This is a genomic window from Streptomyces sp. NPDC032822, assembly GCF_055578825.1.
Map to the genome: position 1 here is coordinate 345,490 of NZ_JBVIOL010000008.1, position 17,600 is coordinate 363,089.

At 73.2% G+C, this 17,600-nt stretch carries 18 protein-coding genes; 7 read left to right on the forward strand and 11 right to left on the reverse strand.

Going from position 1 to position 17,600, the window contains the following annotated elements:
- Positions 1-53: 53 nt before the first annotated feature.
- Entirely contained in the window at positions 54-785 is a 732-nt protein-coding gene (locus ACZ5VD_RS24435) for a VIT1/CCC1 transporter family protein (protein ID WP_468549474.1), read from the reverse strand.
- 259 nt (positions 786-1,044) lie between these two features.
- Between ACZ5VD_RS24435 and ACZ5VD_RS24440 the strand changes: the two genes are divergently transcribed.
- Genes ACZ5VD_RS24440 through ACZ5VD_RS24470 form a run of 7 tightly spaced genes read left to right on the forward strand, consistent with a single transcriptional unit; the run spans position 1,045 to position 9,078 of the window.
- A complete protein-coding gene (locus tag ACZ5VD_RS24440) occupies positions 1,045-2,112 on the forward strand; it encodes an ADP-ribosylglycohydrolase family protein (RefSeq protein ID WP_468683275.1) in 1,068 nt (355 codons plus the stop codon).
- A complete protein-coding gene (locus ACZ5VD_RS24445; RefSeq protein ID WP_468683278.1) occupies positions 2,109-3,500 on the forward strand; it encodes an ADP-ribosylglycohydrolase family protein in 1,392 nt (463 codons plus the stop codon). Before ACZ5VD_RS24440 ends, ACZ5VD_RS24445 begins: the two co-directional genes overlap by 4 nt.
- A gap of 8 nt (positions 3,501-3,508) precedes the next feature.
- Positions 3,509-4,684: an ADP-ribosylglycohydrolase family protein gene (locus tag ACZ5VD_RS24450; RefSeq protein WP_468683279.1), complete on the forward strand. Its 1,176-nt coding sequence runs from the start codon at positions 3,509-3,511 to the stop codon at positions 4,682-4,684.
- A complete protein-coding gene (locus tag ACZ5VD_RS24455) occupies positions 4,672-6,138 on the forward strand; it encodes an ADP-ribosylglycohydrolase family protein (RefSeq protein ID WP_468683281.1) in 1,467 nt (488 codons plus the stop codon). The genes ACZ5VD_RS24450 and ACZ5VD_RS24455 overlap by 13 nt, the downstream gene beginning before the upstream one ends.
- Entirely contained in the window at positions 6,135-7,028 is an 894-nt protein-coding gene (gene rbsK / locus ACZ5VD_RS24460) for a ribokinase (RefSeq protein WP_468549469.1), read from the forward strand. The genes ACZ5VD_RS24455 and rbsK overlap by 4 nt, the downstream gene beginning before the upstream one ends.
- Positions 7,025-8,242 carry a CaiB/BaiF CoA transferase family protein gene (locus ACZ5VD_RS24465; RefSeq protein ID WP_468683282.1) on the forward strand — a complete coding sequence of 406 codons (1,218 nt, stop codon included), beginning with the start codon at positions 7,025-7,027 and terminating at the stop codon, positions 8,240-8,242. The genes rbsK and ACZ5VD_RS24465 overlap by 4 nt, the downstream gene beginning before the upstream one ends.
- Positions 8,239-9,078 (forward strand): HpcH/HpaI aldolase/citrate lyase family protein, encoded by an 840-nt coding sequence (locus ACZ5VD_RS24470; RefSeq protein WP_468683284.1) that lies wholly within the window; start codon positions 8,239-8,241, stop codon positions 9,076-9,078. Before ACZ5VD_RS24465 ends, ACZ5VD_RS24470 begins: the two co-directional genes overlap by 4 nt.
- A gap of 60 nt (positions 9,079-9,138) precedes the next feature.
- Here ACZ5VD_RS24470 and lgt read toward each other — a convergent pair whose 3' ends face one another.
- From lgt to ACZ5VD_RS24520, 10 genes are all read right to left on the reverse strand, one after another.
- Positions 9,139-10,131, reverse strand: coding sequence for a prolipoprotein diacylglyceryl transferase (lgt, locus tag ACZ5VD_RS24475; protein WP_468683285.1), 993 nt, complete (start codon positions 10,129-10,131; stop codon positions 9,139-9,141).
- A gap of 96 nt (positions 10,132-10,227) precedes the next feature.
- Positions 10,228-11,004, reverse strand: coding sequence for a DsbA family protein (locus ACZ5VD_RS24480; protein WP_468549465.1), 777 nt, complete (start codon positions 11,002-11,004; stop codon positions 10,228-10,230).
- Between the two features lie 98 nt (positions 11,005-11,102).
- Positions 11,103-11,921 (reverse strand): tryptophan synthase subunit alpha, encoded by an 819-nt coding sequence (gene trpA, locus ACZ5VD_RS24485; RefSeq protein WP_468549464.1) that lies wholly within the window; start codon positions 11,919-11,921, stop codon positions 11,103-11,105.
- Positions 11,918-13,201, reverse strand: a complete 1,284-nt coding sequence (gene trpB, locus ACZ5VD_RS24490) for a tryptophan synthase subunit beta (protein ID WP_468683287.1) — start codon at positions 13,199-13,201, stop codon at positions 11,918-11,920. Before trpB ends, trpA begins: the two co-directional genes overlap by 4 nt.
- A 107-nt stretch (positions 13,202-13,308) precedes the next feature.
- Entirely contained in the window at positions 13,309-13,485 is a 177-nt protein-coding gene (gene trpM, locus ACZ5VD_RS24495; RefSeq protein ID WP_468549462.1) for a tryptophan biosynthesis modulator TrpM, read from the reverse strand.
- Positions 13,486-13,507: 22 nt separating this feature from the next.
- Positions 13,508-14,317: an indole-3-glycerol phosphate synthase TrpC gene (gene trpC, locus ACZ5VD_RS24500; RefSeq protein WP_468549461.1), complete on the reverse strand. Its 810-nt coding sequence runs from the start codon at positions 14,315-14,317 to the stop codon at positions 13,508-13,510.
- Positions 14,318-14,482: 165 nt separating this feature from the next.
- Positions 14,483-14,932: a DUF2752 domain-containing protein gene (locus tag ACZ5VD_RS24505; RefSeq protein ID WP_468549460.1), complete on the reverse strand. Its 450-nt coding sequence runs from the start codon at positions 14,930-14,932 to the stop codon at positions 14,483-14,485.
- A 92-nt stretch (positions 14,933-15,024) separates the two neighbouring features.
- Positions 15,025-15,279, reverse strand: a complete 255-nt coding sequence (locus tag ACZ5VD_RS24510; RefSeq protein ID WP_468683288.1) for an HGxxPAAW family protein — start codon at positions 15,277-15,279, stop codon at positions 15,025-15,027.
- A 133-nt stretch (positions 15,280-15,412) separates the two neighbouring features.
- Positions 15,413-16,054 (reverse strand): TIGR02234 family membrane protein, encoded by a 642-nt coding sequence (locus tag ACZ5VD_RS24515; RefSeq protein ID WP_468549458.1) that lies wholly within the window; start codon positions 16,052-16,054, stop codon positions 15,413-15,415.
- 52 nt (positions 16,055-16,106) lie between these two features.
- The gene (locus ACZ5VD_RS24520) at positions 16,107-17,594 is read right to left on the reverse strand and encodes an anthranilate synthase component I (protein WP_468549457.1); all 1,488 of its coding nucleotides are present in this window, start codon (positions 17,592-17,594) and stop codon (positions 16,107-16,109) included.
- Between the last annotated feature and the right edge of the window lie 6 nt (positions 17,595-17,600).

The window sequence follows — 17,600 nt, forward strand, 5'->3', positions numbered from 1 at the left end:
AAACCAGCGAGTAACGGCTACTTATGCGGCCCATCGCATAACCAGCGGCCGACCTATCCTACGGCCGTTCCGAACAGGCTGCCCAGGGCGTACGTCACACCGGCCGCGGCACCTCCCAGCACGAGCTGCCGCAGCCCTCCGAACCACCAGGTGCGTGCCGTCACCCCGGCCACCACGGCACCACAGGCGAAGAGCCCGAAGAGCGCGAGCAGCACGGCGGGCCACAGCTCGGTGGCACCGAACAGATAGGGCAGTACGGGAAGGAGGGCACCCAGCGCGAACGACCCGAAGGACGACACGGCGGCCACCGGCGGCGAGGGCAGGTCGCCGGGGTCGATGCCGAGCTCCTCGCGGGCGTGTATCTCCAGCGCCTGCTCGGGGTCGCGAGACAACTGCCGGGCCACCTCACGGGCCAGCCCGGGCTCGACGCCCCGCCCCTCGTACAGCGCCGCGAGTTCGGCCTCCTCGTCCTTCGGGTGCTTCCGCAGCTCCCGGCGCTCCACCTCCAGTTCGGCCTCGACGAGTTCGCGCTGCGAGGCGACGGAGGTGTACTCGCCGGCCGCCATGGAGAAGGCACCGGCGGTGAGCCCGGCCAGCCCGGTGATGACGATGGTCTGCTGACCCACCGACCCGCCCGCGACACCGGTCATCAGGGCGAGGTTGGAGACCAGGCCGTCCATCGCGCCGAAGACGGCGGGACGCAGCCAGCCGCCGTTCACATCCCGGTGCGTGTGGTTGTCACGGTGCGCCTCGTGCAGCGGCGCCTCGGTCTCGATGATGGCCACAAGGTCCCCCAGAAGAGCTTGATTAGACTGAATCCACTTCTCGACAACATCGAGACTACGTCGCCACATTCCCGCCCGCCAGCAAGGAAAGGCTGCGCTAACCTGGGCTTTTGCGGCCGGACGCTCATTCGATATAGAGGCTGCACAGATGTCGACCGGGTGATGCTGAGGCCCCCGAGGCTCTGCCGAACCGCTCCGGTGGGACACATCCGCAAAGGGCTCCGCCCCCTGCGCGCAGCCCCCTCAGGAGAGGCCGCGTATGGCATCGATCGCCTGCATCCCCTCGGTCCCGGCCCCCGGGAACGCCGCCGAACTCCGTGAGCGGGCCCGCGGCGCCCTGCTCGGCCTGGCCGTGGGAGACGCCCTCGGGGCCCCGGCGGAGAACATGAAACCCTCCGAGATCCGCGCCCGCTGGGGCCGTATCACCGGGTACGTCGCCGACCACCCCGCCGGCACGGACGACACCGAGTACGCGATCTTCTCCGGCCTCCTCCTGGCCCGCCACGGCTCCGCCCTCACCCCGGCCCACGTCGAGGCGGCCTGGCACCACTGGATCGCGGACCTCGACGAAGGCCCCTTCCGCGGCGCCGGCTTCAGCGAACGCGGCACCCTGGAGAACCTGCGGCGCGGCCTCGCGGCCCCCATCTCCGCCCAGCACCGGCACGCCTGGAGCGACGGCCTGGCCATGCGCGCCGCCCCCTTCGGCGTCTTCGCCTCCGGCCGCCCCGCCGAGGCCGCCCGCCTGGTGGCGATCGACGGCTCGGTGAGCCACGACGGCGAGGGCATCTACGGCGGCCAGGCGGTCGCGGCGGGCGTCGCGGCGGCGATGGCCGGGGCCCCCACCCCCGCCGTGGTCGCCTCCGCCCTGGCGGTCGTCCCCGACGACTCCTGGACGGCCCGCTCGCTCCGCCGTGCCGTGGCGGTCGCCCACCGCGGCGAACGCGCGGTCCGCTCGGCGGTCGTCATCGGCGGCTACCCCTGGACCGACCTCGCCCCCGAGGCCGTCGCCCTCGCCTTCGGCGCCTACGCGGCGGCCGACGGCGACTTCGTCCAAGCGGTCCTGACCGCCGTCAACATGGGCCGCGACGCCGACACCACGGCGGCGGTGGCGGGCGCCCTGGCCGGCGCGACCCGCGGCGCCTCCGCGATCCCGTCCGACTGGGCGGCGGCGCTCGGCCCGGCCCGCGGCACCTGTCTCCCCTCCATGGCGGGCCACCACGTACTGGACGTGGCCGAGTTGCTGACGCCGGGCGAGGACGGCCGATGGGGCGCGGGCGGATTCGTGCCGAACGAGATCCCGATGACCGAGACAGAGGTGGCGTCATGACCCCCCAGGCCCCCTACGACGGCACTCCCCACACCACACCCGCGCCAGAACGGACGACGCCGGGGCACCTCACCCACGCGCCGACGCCGACGTACATCGCGCCCACGCCCACGCCGGAGTACACCCCGCCCGCGCCCACGCCCCGGCACATCGCGCCCAGGGCCGCCGACGGCGAGACCGCCCCACAAGGGCCACCGGCACCGGACCACGACAGCGGCACGGTCGGTGGGGGTGGGAGCACAGAGCCCGAAGGCGAAGCCTCCCGCACCCGAACCGCCCGCAGAACCGAAGGCCTCCTCCTGGGCCTGGCCGCGGGCGACGCGGCCGGCTGGCCCGCCGCCCGCCACAGAGCCGCGCGCATGCCCGACTGGACCCGCCGCCTCACCCGGGAACTCGACACCTTCGCCGAACAGAACGCGACCACGACCCTCCCCGTCCCCATCGCGCTGAACCAACCCCCCGACCCGCTCCGCCTCGGCCCCTCCGACGACGCGGAATGGGCGGCCTTCGCCGCGGAAGCCGTACTCCGCGCCGGCGACGACACCGTCCTCGGAGACCTCAGCCGAGAGCGCCGCACCCGCGCCGCGATCGACCTCGCCTGGAACGCGCTGGCCTGCGAGGTCGCCGCGGCGGCGGACCGCGCCCCCGAGATCGAGTCCGCCGTCCTGCCCCTGCGCGCCCGCATCTCCGTCCGCGCCGGCCTCGGCAACCTGGCCGCCGGCCTACGACCGCCCGCCACCGGCCACGACAACCCGCACTACTTCGACGACGCCGCCTGCGTCCGGGCCTGCGTCCTCGCCGTGGCCCACCCCGGCGACCCCCGACGCGCCGCCGATCTCGCCGAGTTCGACGCCCGCTACACCCAGGACGGCGACGGCGTGCACGGCGCCAGGGCGATGGCGGCGGCCCTCTCCCTGGCCCTGGCCGGAGCGGACGTGGGGACCTGCGTCACCGCCGCCCTGGCCGAACTCCCCGAGTCCACCGAGATCGGCCGCAACGCCCGCCACGCCCTGCGGCTGGCCCGGGACGCCGAGAGCGCCTTCGCCCTGATCCCCCTGCTGGAACACCAGATCGTCGACCACGTCTACAGCTACGGCATCGCCGCCGCCGAGACGGTCCCGGTCGCCCTGGCCCTGGCCACCGCCGCCGAGGGCCGGATCGCGCAGGCGGTACCGGCGGCGGCCTGTCTCTCCCGGGTCGCCGACTCCGCCCCGGCCCTCGCGGGCGCCCTCACCGGAGCCCTGGGCGGCGGCGCGTCGATCCCGGCCTCCTGGCGGGACACCTGCCGCACCCTCTCCGGCTGCGCGCTCCCGCGGCTCACCGGCACGGACCTGGTGGAACTCGCCGACCTCCTGGAAGCCACACAACCGGCCCCACCAGAGGGATGATTCGGCTCATGACACCCAAAGGAGAAGAAAGCACCACAAGAGGTCTCGACGAACGCATCGCCGGCGCCCTGGTCGGCGCGGCCGTCGGCGACGCCCTCGGCGGCCCGGTCGAGGGCTACTCCCCCACCCAGATCCTGGAGCGCCACGCCGGCCGCGTCCACGGTGTCGTGGGCCCCTGGAACGGCGACGCCTGGCGCTCGGCCCGCCCCATCGCGCCCTACCACAAGGGCGACGGCCACGTCACCGACGACACCCTGATGACCCACGCACTGGTACGGGTCTACGCCCGGGTCCGCGACCATCTGGACGCCTACGCGGTCGCCGACCACCTGGTCCCGGACCTGATGACGACCCCGCGCTGGATCCCGGAGCTGGAGACCGAGGCACTCCCCCTCCACCGGATCTTCCTCGCGGAGAAGTGGCTGGTCGCCCGCCTCCACTACGGCCATGTCGACCCCCGCGAGGCCGGCGTCGGCAACATCGTCAACTGCGGCGCGGCGATGTACATGGCCCCGGTCGGCCTGGTCAACGCGGCCAACCCGGCGGGCGCGTACGCCGAGGCGCTGGACCTCGCGGGCGCCCACCAGTCGTCGTACGGCCGCGAGGCGGCGGCCGTCTTCGCGGCGGGGGTCGCGGCGGCGAGCACCCCCGGGGCGACCCCGGGCTCGGTCGTCTCGGCCTGCCTCGCCCTGGCGAAGGACGGCACCCGGGCGGCGATCGAGCAGGTCTGCGCGACGGCCTCCCGGTACACGGACTTCGAGTCGGCGCTGACCCCGCTGCGCGAGGCGGTGGCGCCCTACGACACGGTGGGCCCCGACTACCGGCAGCCCTCGCTCGGTGCCCGTCGCCCGTCCCGCCTGCACACGATCGAGGAACTCCCGGTGGCGCTGGGCATGTTGCTCGTGGCCGACGGCGACTACCGGCACGCGGTGCTCGGCGCGGTGAACTACGGCCGCGACTGCGACTCCATCGCCACGATGGCGGGCGCCCTCGCCGGCGCCCTGGGCTCAACGGTCCCCGAGAGCTGGGCGAAGCAGGTCTCCGAGGCCAGCCGCCTGGACCTGTGGGAACCGGCGAGGACCCTGACGGCCGTGACCCGGGAGATCTTCGAACAGGACGTCCACCGCCGCCGCGCCCACGAGCGGGCGTTCGCCGACCTCGGAGACCCCGGATGCTCCGACTGACCTGGGTCCAGCCGGAGGACCTGCTCGGCCACGAACTCCACCAGGCCGGACAGGACGGCCGGGAGCCCCAGGCGATCGAGGCGCGATGGCGAGCGGCGGGCGGCACCGAAGCCCCCCTGAGAGCAGGCGCATCGGCAGAGCCGGCATCGAGACACCTCCGGCAACTCGCCGAGGACCTACTGGACGAACTGGCAGACCTGACCAGCGAGTTGGCGGACCGGGAACCGACCGACCTCACCAGCATCAGGGCAGCCTGCCCCAACTGGCCGTCCGCGCCGGCCACGGGCAGTCGACGCCACCGGTCTGCGGGCGGTCGTGCCGCTGGGGCGGCTCCCGACCCGAAGAGGCGCGGCACCCCGCAAGCGCGGGCGAGCGAACCCGCCCCCGCAGCACCCCTCACCCAGCCCCGCCTGGAAGCGGCCTGGCTGGGCAGAGCAGTCGGCTGCCTCCTCGGCAAGCCGGTCGAGAAGCTCCCCCTCTCCGCGATCCGCCAACTCGCCGCCGCCACCGGCAACTGGCCCCTCAGCACCTACTTCACCGCCCGCGGTGTCCCCCAGCACCTCCTCACCGCCCACCCCTGGAACCGCCGCTCCGCCCCCACCTCCCTCGCCGAGAACATCGACGGCATGCCGGAGGACGACGACCTCAACTACCCCCTCCTCAACCTCCTCCTGCTCCAACGCCACGGCAGCGCCTTCACCACCACCGACGTGGCGAGACTCTGGCTCGACGAACTCCCGGCCGGCCGCACGTTCACCGCCGAACGCATCGCGTACCGCAACCTCCTCTCCGGCCTGGAGCCCCCGCACACGGCCCGCCACCGCAACCCCTTCCGCGAATGGATCGGCGCCCTGATCCGCGCCGACGTCCACGGCTGGACCCACCCCGGCGACCCGGGCGCCGCGGCCGAACAGGCCCACCGCGACGCGACCCTCACCCACACCGCCAACGGCGTCTACGCGGCGATGTTCACGGCGGCCACCATCGCCGAGGCGGCCACCGGCACCACGGACATCCACACCGCGCTCCGCATCGGCCTCACGGTGATCCCCCCGGCCTCCCGTCTGTCCCGGGCCGTCCGCCACGCCATCGAACTCGCCGGGACCCACGCCGACTTCGACACGGTCGTGGACGAACTGCACGCGCGGTACGCCGCCACCCACCACTGGGTCCACGCCCTCCCCAACACGGCCCTGATCGCCGCCGCCCTCACCCACGCGGACGGCGACTTCACCGGCTCCGTCTGCCGGGCCGTGTCGGGAGGTTGGGACACCGACTCCAACGGCGCCACCACCGGCGGCATCGCCGGCCTCCTCGCCGGTGCCCCCGATGCCCTCCCCGACCGCTGGACGGCCCCCCTCAAGAACCGCCTGTCCACCTCCGTCGGCGACTTCGACGGCGTCGGCTTCGACACCCTGGCCCACCTCACCCTCCTGGAGGCTGCTCGCCCATGACCCACATCGCCGTGCTCGGCAGCACGAACATGGATCTCGTCGCCTACGTCGAGAAGGCCCCGCGGCGCGGAGAGACCGTGACGGGACGGGAGTTCCGTACGGTCCCCGGCGGCAAGGGCGCCAACCAGGCGATCGCCGCGGCCCGCGCGGGCGCCACCGTCTCGATGGTCGGCGCGGTCGGCAACGACTCCTTCGGCGCCCAGCTGCGCTCCACCCTCGAACACTCCGGTGTCACGACCGACCACCTGCGCACGGTCGAGGGCCCGTCCGGCACCGCGCACATCGTCGTGGACGACGAGGGCGGCAACGCGATCGTCGTGATCCCCGGTGCCAACGGCACCGTCGACCACCTCGCCCCCGGCGACGAGCGCCTCATCGCCTCCGCCGACGCCCTGCTCCTCCAGTTGGAGATCCCGCTGCCCGCGGTCCTCGCGGGCGCGCGGGCGGCCCGCGGCCACGGCATCCGTACGGTCCTCACCCCCGCGCCCGCCCGGCCGCTGCCACCCGAACTCCTCGACGCCGTCGACCTGTTGGTGCCCAACGAACACGAGGCCGCCGCCCTCACCGGCCGCACCGACCCGCGCAGCGCGGCCCTCGCCCTGCTGGAGCAGGTCCCGGAGGTGGTCGTCACCCTGGGCGCGGCCGGCAGCCTGCACGCGGCCCGCGGAGCCGAGCCGTTCACCGTCCCCGCACCTCAGGTCACCGCCGTGGACTCGACCGGCGCGGGCGACACCTTCGTCGGCAACCTGGCCGTGGCCCTCGGTGAGGGCCGCCCGATGCGCGAGGCCCTGCGCCGGGCGGCCGCGGCCGCGGCACTCTCCGTCCAACGAGCGGGCGCCTCGGCCTCGATGCCGTACCGCTCCGAAATCGAAGCGCGGTACACGTCATGACAGCACAGCACCGCACGACGACCGCCACCACCGCGCCCCTGACCGGCCTGCGCGTCCTCGACCTCGCCACCCTCTTCGCGGGCCCCCTCGCCGCCACCATGCTCGGCGACTTCGGCGCCGAGGTCATCAAGGTCGAGCACCCCACGAAACCGGACCCCTCCCGCGGCCACGGCCCGTCGAAGGACGGTGTGGGCCTGTGGTGGAAGCTGCTCGGCCGCAACAAGCGCACGATCACGCTGAACCTCTCCGCGCCCGGCGGCCGGGCCACCCTCCTCCGGCTCGTCGCGACCGCGGACGTCGTCATCGAGAACTTCCGCCCCGGCACCCTGGAGAAGTGGGACCTCGGCTGGGGCGAACTGTCGGCCGCCAACCCCCGCCTGGTCCTGGCCCGCGTCACGGGCTTCGGCCAGTTCGGCCCCTCCGCCCACCGCCCCGGCTTCGGCACCCTCGCCGAGGCGATGAGCGGCTTCGCCGCGATCACCGGCGAACCGGACGCTCCCCCGACCCTCCCGCCCTTCGGCCTGGCCGACTCGATCGCGGGCCTCGCCACGGCGTACGCCGTCATGACCGCCCTCGCCGCCCGCGACCGCACCGGCGAGGGCCAGGTCGTCGACCTGGCCCTCATCGAACCGATCCTGATGGCTCTCGGCCCGCAGCCGACCTGGTACGACCAGTTGGGATACGTCCAGGAGCGCACCGGCAACCGGTCCGCCAACAACGCTCCGCGCAACACCTACCGCACGGCCGACGGCACCTGGGTCGCCGTCTCCACCTCGGCCCAGTCGATCGCCGAGCGCGTCCTGCGGCTGGTCGGCCGCCCGGAGCTGACCGAGGAGCCGTGGTTCGCCACCGGCGCCGGGCGGGCCGCCCACACCGACGTGCTCGACGCGGCGGTCGGCTCCTGGATCGCCGAGCGCACCCGCACCGAGGTCCTCGCCGCCTTCGAGAAGGCGGAGGCGGCCATCGCGCCGATCCAGGACGTCCGGGACGTGCTGGCCGACCCGCAGTACCAGGCCCTCGACACCATCACCACGGTCGACGACCCGGACCTCGGCCCCCTGCGCATGCAGAACGTCCTCTTCCGTCTCTCCGCCACCCCCGGCGCGATCCGCTGGACGGGCCGCCCGCACGGGGCGGACACGGCGGACGTCCTGACCGAACTGGGCCTCACCGACGCCGAGTTGACCGCCCTGCGCGAGGCGGGTGCGGTGTGACAGCGCCCGCCGCACCTCCTCTGACCTGGCTGTACGCCCCCGGCGACCGCCCGCATGTCGTCACCAAGGCTCTCGCCTCGGGCGCCGACGTCGTCGTGATCGACCTGGAGGACGCGGTCGCCCCCGACCGCAAGGAGTACGCCCGCGACGCCACCGCCGAACGCCTCCGCGAGCCGCAGCCGGTACCGGTCCACGTCCGCGTGAACGCCCTCGACGGCCCTCTCCGCGCGGCGGATCTGGCGGCGGTGGCCCACCTCCCGGGCCTCTGCGGCCTCCGCCTGCCGAAGGTGACGTCCCCCGGACAGATCATCCGCGTCGCCGAGGAGACCGCCCACGCCGAAGGAGGTACGCCCCCGCTCCACGCCCTCCTGGAGACGGCCCTCGGCATCGAACTCGCCCACGCCATCGCCGCCGCGCACCCGGCCCTGCGCGGCCTCGCCCTCGGCGAGGCGGACCTCAGCGCCGACCTGGGCGTACGCGAGGACTCCGGCCTCGACTGGTCCCGCTCCCGCGTGATCGTCGCCGCCCGCGCGGCGGGCCTCGCCGCACCGCCCCAGTCCGTCCACCCCGACATCCGCGACCTCGACGCCCTGGCCGCCTCCTGCGCCCACGGCCGCCGGCTCGGCTTCCTCGGCCGCGCCGCCATCCACCCCCGCCAGCTGCCGGTGATCGAACGCGCCTACCTCCCCACGGAACAGGAGATCGAGGAGGCCGAGACGATCGTCAAGGCGGCGCCCACGGACCGGGGCGCCCAGGCACTGCCGGACGGCAGGTTCATCGACGCGGCGGTGGTGGCGGCGGCCCACCGCACGCTGTCCCTGGCCCGCCGGACATGACGGAGGGCGCCCGGAGATCTCCGGGCGCCCTCATCGACTCACAGAAGTGACAACCGGCCGTCAGACCTTCTTGCCCGACCCGGCCTCGTCCTTGACGTCTGCCTCGTCCACCGCGTCCTCGGGGTCCTCGGTGTCCGACTCGGCCTTCCCCTCGGCTTCCGCGTCGGCCTTCTTCTCCGCGTCGGAGGCATCGGCGTCGGATCCATCGGGGTCGGCGGTCTCGCCGTCGGCGGCCTCCGCGCCCGGCTCGACCACCGTCTCCCGGCCCGGCCGCTTCTTCGCCGACAGCACCAGGTAGACCACCGCGAGCACGAACACGACCATCGCGGTCCAGTTGTTCAGACGCAGGCCCAGGATGTGGTGGGCGTCGTCGACGCGCATGTACTCGATCCAGAACCGGCCCGCGCAGTACGCCGCGACGTACAGCGCGAACGCCCGCCCGTGGCCCAGCTTGAAGCGGCGGTCGGCCCAGATCACGAGGACGGCGACACCGACGCACCACAACGACTCGTACAGGAACGTCGGGTGGTAGTAGCCGGGTACCCGGCCGTCCGCGGAGGACGTGATGTGCAGGGCCCAGGGGAGGTCGGTCTCCTTGCCGTACAGCTCCTGGTTGAACCAGTTGCCCCAGCGGCCGATCGCCTGGGCGAGGGCGATGCCGGGGGCGAGGGCGTCGGCCCAGGCGGGCAGCGGGATGCCCCGGCTCCGGCAGCCGATCCAGGCGCCCACCGCTCCGAGGGCGATCGCGCCCCAGATACCGAGGCCGCCCTCCCAGATCTTGAAGGCGTCGACCCAGTCACGGCCCTCGCTGAAGTACAGCTCGTAGTCCGTGATCACGTGGTAGAGCCGGCCGCCGACGAGACCGAACGGCACGGCCCAGACCGCGATGTCGGCCACCGTGCCGGCCCGCCCGCCGCGGGCGATCCAGCGCTTGTTTCCGAGCCAGACGGCTACGAAGACGCCGATGATGATGCAGAACGCGTAGCCGCGCAGCGGGACGGGACCGAGGTACAGCACCCCGCGCGACGGGCTGGGAATGTAGGCAAGTTCCATGGCAGGGTCGACGCTACATGGCCGGACCGGGCCCACGGAGGGCAGCCCGGCTACGGGTCCATAACGGGCGGGTGTGAAAGCCGTTCACCCATCTGCTCACGCCTTGTCGGCCTCCTGCACCAGCTGCTTCAGCTTCGCCGGGGTCATCGTCTGGTCCTGGTAGATGTTCTTGCCGTTGAGGATCACGGTCGGGGTGCCGGTGAAGCCGCCGTTGCGGAAGGCCGCCGAGGACTTCTCGACCCAGCTGTTGTGGGTGCCCTTCTCGACGCACGAACGGAACGCGGCCGTGTCGAGGCCGTCGGCCTTGGCCGCCAGCTCGATGAGCTTGCCGTTCTCGGCGAAGGTGTCGTCGGTCTCCGCGGGCTGGTTGTCGTACAGCACGTCGTGGTACGCCGTGAACTTTCCGGCGTCCTGGGCGCAGGCCGCGGCGTTGGCCGCGGTGCGGGAGCCGGTGCCTCCCATGTTGCCGTCGATGATGGTGGCCAGGTGGTACTCCACCTTCAGCTGACCGGACTTGGTCAGCTCATGGATCACCGGCCGGTACGCCGTCTCGAAGGCCTTGCAGGCCGGACAGCGGAAGTCCTCCCAGACGGTGAGCGTCGACCTGGCGCTCTCCTTTCCGGCCGGGATCGCGAGACTGTCCTTGCCCTGCGCGCCCGAGGGCGCCACGACCGGACCCGCGGAGTCACTGCCGTCGTCCTTGCCCACGTTCGCCGCGACCACGCCGATCACCGCCGCGAGGCCCAGGACGCCGACCACGCTCACGCCCACGATCAACACCCGGCGCCGCTTCTCCGCGGACTTCTGCTTCTCGCGCTCTTCCGCCAGCCGCTCCCGGGCGGTGCGCTTTCCCTCTCGGTTCTTCTCGCTCACATCCCGCAGAACGAACCGGGGAGGCGCACCGCGCCTCCCCGGTCCCAGGTCCACCCGTTCGAGTGACCCGTACGAAATCCCCGTCCTCGCCCGCCTTGTTACGCCTTGGCGCGCACGCCCTCGGCGAGCTCACCGGCGAGCGCCCGGACCGCCTCGACGCCGGCCGCGTCGTCCGGCGCGTCCAGCATCAGCTTGACGAAGGCCGAGCCGACGATCACGCCGTCGGCGAAGCGGGCCACCTCGGCGGCCTGCCGGGCGTCGGAGACGCCGAGCCCGACGCAGACCGGCAGGCCGGTGCCGGTGGCCCGGGTCCGCTCCACCAGGTCCTGGGCCTGCGCGCCGACCGAGGCCCGGGTGCCGGTGACGCCCATGAGCGAGGCGGCGTAGACGAAGCCGCTGCCCGCCGCGGTGATCCTGGCGAGCCGCTCGTCCTTGCTGCTGGGCGCCACCACGAAGACCGTGGCGAGACCGTGCTTCTCGGCGTGCTCCCTCCACAGCTGCGACTCCTGCACGGGCAGGTCGGGCAGGATGCACCCGGCGCCGCCCGCCTCGGCGAGCTCGGCGGTGAAGCGCTCGACGCCGTAGCGGTCGATCGGGTTCCAGTACGTCATCACGAGCACCGGCTTCCCGGTCGCCTCGTGGGCCTCCTTGACCGTCCGCATGACGTCCGCGATCTTGACGCCGCCGCGCAGGGCGATGTCGTCGGCGGTCTGGATGACCGGGCCGTCGAGGACCGGGTCGCTGTGCGGCAGACCGACCTCGACGATGTCCGCGCCACCGTCGAAGACGGCCTTGATCGCCGCGATGCCGCCGTCCACCGTCGGGAACCCGGCCGGGAGGTAGGCGATGAGCGCGGAACGGCCCTCGGCCCGGGCGCCGGCGAGGGTGTCGCTCAACAGCTGGATGTTGCCGCTCACTTGGCGTCCCCCTCGATCTCGGCGGTGTCGGCGGCGTTGGCCGCGACCTCGGCGTCGGTGTCGTACAGGCCGAAGTAGCGGGCGGCCGTGTCCATGTCCTTGTCGCCGCGCCCGGACAGGTTGACGACGATCAGCCCGTCCTTGCCCAGCTCCCTGCCGACCTCCAGGGCGCCGGCCAGTGCGTGGGCGCTCTCGATGGCCGGGATGATGCCCTCGCTGCGGGACAGCAGACGCAGCGCCTGCATGGCCGCGTCGTCGGTGACCGCGCGGTACTCGCCCCGGCCGCTGTCCTTGAGGTAGGCGTGCTCGGGGCCGATGCCGGGGTAGTCGAGTCCGGCGGAGATCGAGTAGGGCTCGGTGATCTGGCCCTCCTCGTCCTGGAGGACGTACGACCGGGAGCCGTGCAGGATGCCGGGCTCGCCGGCCGTCAGGGTCGCCGCGTGCTCGCCGCTCTCGATGCCGTGCCCGGCGGGCTCGCAGCCGATGAGGCGTACGTCCGCGTCGGGGATGAAGGCGTGGAAGAGGCCGATGGCGTTGGAGCCGCCGCCGACACAGGCGACGGCCGCGTCGGGCAGGCGTCCGGCGCGCTCCAGGATCTGGCGGCGGGCCTCGACGCCGATCACGCGGTGGAAGTCGCGCACCATGGCCGGGAAGGGGTGCGGTCCGGCCACGGTCCCGAACAGGTAGTGCGTGCGGTCGACGTTGGCGACCCAGTCGCGGAACGCCTCGTTGATCGCGTCCTTCAGGGTGCGGCTGCCGGACTTCACGGCGATGACCTCGGCGCCGAGCATGCGCATCCGGGCCACGTTCAGCGCCTGGCGCTGGGTGTCGATCTCGCCCATGTAGATGGTGCATTCCAGGCCGAACAGCGCACAGGCGGTGGCGGTCGCGACGCCGTGCTGACCGGCGCCGGTCTCGGCGATGACCCGCGTCTTGCCCATCCGCCTGGTCAGCAGGGCCTGGCCGAGCACGTTGTTGATCTTGTGCGAGCCGGTGTGGTTGAGGTCCTCGCGCTTGAGGAACACCCGGGCGCCACCGGCGTGTTCGGCGAACCGCGGCACCTCGGTGAGGGAGCTGGGGCGGCCGGTGTAGTGGACGAGGAGGTCGTCGAGCTCGCGCGCGAACTCGGGGTCGTGCTTCGCCTTGTCGTACTCGACGGCGACCTCGTCCACGGCGGCGACGAGGGCCTCCGGGATGAACTTGCCGCCGAACGCGCCGAAGTAGCCTTCGGCGCTGGGGATGTGACCCTCGGGGTCGGGGATGAAGAACTCGCTGGGCATGCGGAAACCTCACGGTGAGTTTGTGGAAAGACACTAATCGCCGTGGGGGCGGGGATGGTCTGGTGACCGCGGGCCTGATGTGGCCGATCGCGCAGTTCCCCGCGCCCCTAGAAGAAGGGGCGTTGCCATCGCTGGCCGTTTACCTGCCCGGGTTCGTCACCGATGACGTACCGCACCCGTCGCCCGTGCACGCGTCGTGCGGGCGCGCGGCAGCCCCGGGGCCGGCAGCCGCGCGCGAGGCGGGCGTACCGGTCCGGGGGCGTCAGGGTGAGCGGAAGCGTCATCGGGGCCTACTCTACCGAGCCGTCAGCCCCGGCCGTGGCGCAGTGCGGGGTGTTCGCCGGCGGCCACCAGGTCGGCGACCGCGGTCTTGGGGTCCTTGCCGGTGACCAGGGACTCGCCCACCAGGACCGCGTCGGCGCCGGCGTTGGCGTACGCGATGAGGTCGTGCGGTCCGCGGACGCCCGACTCGGCGATCCTGACCAGGCCCGCGGGGATCTCCGGGGCCAGCCGCTCGAACGTCCCGCGGTCGACCTCAAGGGTCTTGAGGTTACGCGCGTTGACGCCGATGATCCTCGCGCCGGCGTCCACCGCGCGCTCCACCTCGTCCTCGTCGTGCACCTCGACGATCGGGGTGAGCCCGATCGACCCGGCGCGCTCGATGAGGGACTCCAGGGCCGGCTGGTCCAGCGCGGCGACGATGAGCAGCGCGAGGTCGGCGCCGTAGGCCCGGGCCTCCCACAGCTGGTACGAGGTGACGATGAAGTCCTTGCGCAGTACGGGGATGTCCACCCGCGCGCGGACCGCTTCCAGGTCGGCCAGCGAGCCGCCGAAGCGGCGCTCCTCGGTCAGCACGGAGATGACGGCCGCGCCGCCCGCCTCGTAGTCCGCGGCCAGGCCGGCCGGGTCGGCGATCGCGGCCAGCGCGCCCTTGGACGGGCTGGAGCGCTTGACCTCGCAGATGACCTTGACGCCGTCGCCCCGCAGCGCGGCGACCCCGTCCTTGGCCGCGGGGGCCTTCGCCGCGCGTTCCTTGAGCTCGTCGAGGCTGACGCGCGCCTGCCGCTCCGCGAGGTCGGCACGGACTCCGTCGATGATCTCGTCGAGCACACTCACGCGAGCGGCCCCCTTCCAGACGGTTGACTGTTCAAGCGGTTCGGCTGCCGCCACCGGTCCGCCTCAGGGACGAAAACCGATGGTCACCTTGATGGTATCCGGAGGACGGCGTAGGGCTCACATCCGGTTGACGCCGGTCCCACTACCTGGACCTTCATGAATTGATCAAGGGTGTAGCCAGCCACCGAACGGCAGGTTCCGGACAACCGTGAAGACCAGCACCAACGCGCCCAGACTCCACAGCTGGACCGGTCCGAGGGTGATCCGCGCCGGCCGGCCGCGCACCGCGCGGACCACCCAGACGGTCCACACGACCGCGAAGCCGAAATAGCCCACGACGGCGAGCGCGTTGTCGCCCAGCGCGGTGACGAGGTCCCCGTGGACGAAGGCGTGCGCGCTGCGCAGCCCGCCGCAGCCGGGACAGTAGACGCCGGTGAGCCGCAGGAGCGGGCAGACGGGGTAGTGACCGGGCTGGTTGGGGTCCACGGTCCCCACGTACGCGAAGGCCCCGGCGACCGCCGCGAGCACCCCGGCGGGCACGGCCAGCCGCCCCAGCGCGGTCCCACCGCCCGCGGGCGGTGTCCTCGAAGCGGTCCCCTGGCTGTCGGCGTTCACGCTCGCATTGTGCCCTGTATCGGCCCCCGGACACGCGGGAGGGGCGGCCCCGGCTTTCGCGTCGGGCCGCCCCTCCACGAGGTCGCGTGCGGTCAGTTCTCGACGCTCGCGGGCTCGCGCTTGCCGTCCGCGACCTGGTGCGCCGAGTGGGTGCTCTTCGCCATGCCCAGGCCCATCCCCTTCATGATCCAGCCGACCACACCACCGAGGACCACGATCGCCATGCCGGCCCAGAAGCCCACCGGGTCGGCGAGCACCATGAAGGCGCCCGCGACGGTGAACCCGATGATGGCGATGATGACGCCGGTCCAGGCGGCCGGGGTGTGACCGTGGCTGCTGCCCGCCATGACTTGCTCCTCGTTGCTGTGTTGCGGTGTTCGTGTCTGAGCCGGACGCTCATGGTCCATTGTTCCGCACGCGCGCGTGCCCGGTGCCCGGGGGTCCGCCCTCGCGCGTCGGTGTCGGCGCGGCGTCGAACACCTATGCGCCGGTGGGGTCCTCGCCGCGGTCGAGGGCCTTCCAGACGTCCTCGGGGCGGTCGGGGTCGACGGGGGGTGCCTTGCGGCGCGGGCGGGGGGTGCCGGAGCGCTCGTAGCGGCCGGACATCGCGGGCCACTGGCGGCCGTAGCGCAGGGCGAGCAGGCCGGCCAGGAGGAGCAGCGCCCCGCCGGCGACCGCGACGTAGGGCCAGGCGGTGTGTGTGAGCGCGTCGACGGTGGCGGAGGTGTCGCCGGAGGCCTTCGCGGCCTGCTCGTCGAGCGCGGAGCTGTCGCCCGCGCCGAGGAGCGCCGCGGCGATGGTGCCGGCGCCGGAGAGCGCGAGCACGGCGGCGACCAGGAAGCGGCCGGCCCGGCGGACGGCGAAGACGGCGACGAGCGCGGCGAGGCCCACTATGGCCAGGGACGCGGGCACGCCCGTGACGTCGCTGCCGCTGGCGGTGAGCGGGAAGCTGCCGCCGGCCACCGTCGCGGTGCCGTGCGACCACTCCTGCCGGGTGGCGAGCAACGCCACGGCCGCGCCGAGCGCACCGCTGAGCAGGGCGACGGCAAGACTCCGGCGGCCGGCGCGGGCGGGTCCTGCGGCTTCGGAACGGGGGTCAGGTACGGGAGTCACGTACTCCACTATCGCCTGAACCCCGGGCGAACCGGCACCCGGGGCTCACGTGATGCCCGTCCTACTTTCCGAGCCGGTTGGCGGTGTGGACCGCGCGCAGGACCGCGGCCGCCTTGTTGCGGCACTCCTCGTCCTCGGAGACCGGGTCGGAGTCGGCGACGATTCCGGCGCCCGCCTGGACGTAGGCCGTGCCGTCCCGCAGCAGGGCCGTACGGATCGCGATGGCGGTGTCGGAGTCGCCCGCGAAGTCGAGATAGCCGACGCAGCCGCCGTACAACCCCCGCCGGGACGGCTCCAGTTCGTCGATGATCTGCATCGCTCGGGGCTTGGGGGCGCCGGAGAGGGTGCCCGCCGGGAAACACGCCGTCAGGACGTCGAAGGCGGTGCGTCCCGCGGCGACCTTGCCGGTGACGGTCGAGACGATGTGCATGACGTGCGAGTACCGCTCGACGGACATGAAGTCGACGACCTCGACCGAGCCCGGCTCGCAGACCCGGCCCAGGTCGTTGCGGCCCAGGTCGACCAGCATGAGGTGCTCGGCGCGTTCCTTGGGGTCGGCGAGCAGTTCGTCGGCGAGCGCCTGGTCCTCCTGCGGGGTGGCCCCGCGGTGCCGGGTGCCGGCGATGGGGTGGACCATGGCCCGTCCGTCCTCGACCTTGACCAGCGCCTCGGGGGACGAGCCGACGACGTCGAAGCCGTCGAAGCGGAACAGGTACATGTACGGGGAGGGGTTGGTGGCCCGCAGCACTCGGTACACGTCCAACGCGCTTGCCGTGCACGGCGTTTCGAAGCGCTGGGAGGGGACGACCTGGAAGGCCTCGCCCGCGCGGATGCGCTCTTTGATGTCCTCGACGGCGGCCCGGAAGTCGGGGCCGCCCCACAGGGCCGTGTACTCGGGGAGCTCCGAGGGGGGCAGGGCGGCCGGGGGCTGGGCGACCGGGCGGGACAGGTCCGCCTCCATCGCGTCCAGGCGGGCCACCGCGTCTGCGTGGGCCTCGTCGACGCCCGTGTCGAGGTCGTTGTGGTTGATCGCGTTGGCGATCAGCAGGACCGTGCCCTCCCAGTGGTCCATCACCGCGAGGTCGCTGGTGAGGAGCATGGTCAGCTCGGGCAGCCCGAGGTCGTCCCGCTCCCCCGGACCGATCTTCTCCAGGCGGCGCACGATGTCGTAGCCGAGGTAGCCGACCATGCCGCCGGTGAAGGGCGGCAGGCCCTCCTGGTGGGGGGTGTGCAGGGCCTCGATGGTGGCGCGCAGGGCGGCGAGCGGGTCGCCGTCGGCCGGGACGCCCACGGGCGGGGTGCCCAGCCAGTGGGCCTGCCCGTCGCGGGCGGTGAGGGTGGCGGCGCTGCGGACGCCGATGAACGAGTAACGAGACCATTGGAACGCGGTGCGGCCGTTCTCCGCGGACTCCAGCAGGAAGGTGCCGGGGCGCTCCGCGGCGAGCTTGCGGTAGAGCGCGACCGGGGTGTCGCCGTCGACGAGGAGCTTGCGGGTGACGGGGATGACCCGGCGGTCGGTGGCCAGCTTGCGGAACGTCTCTAGGTCCATGGCGGC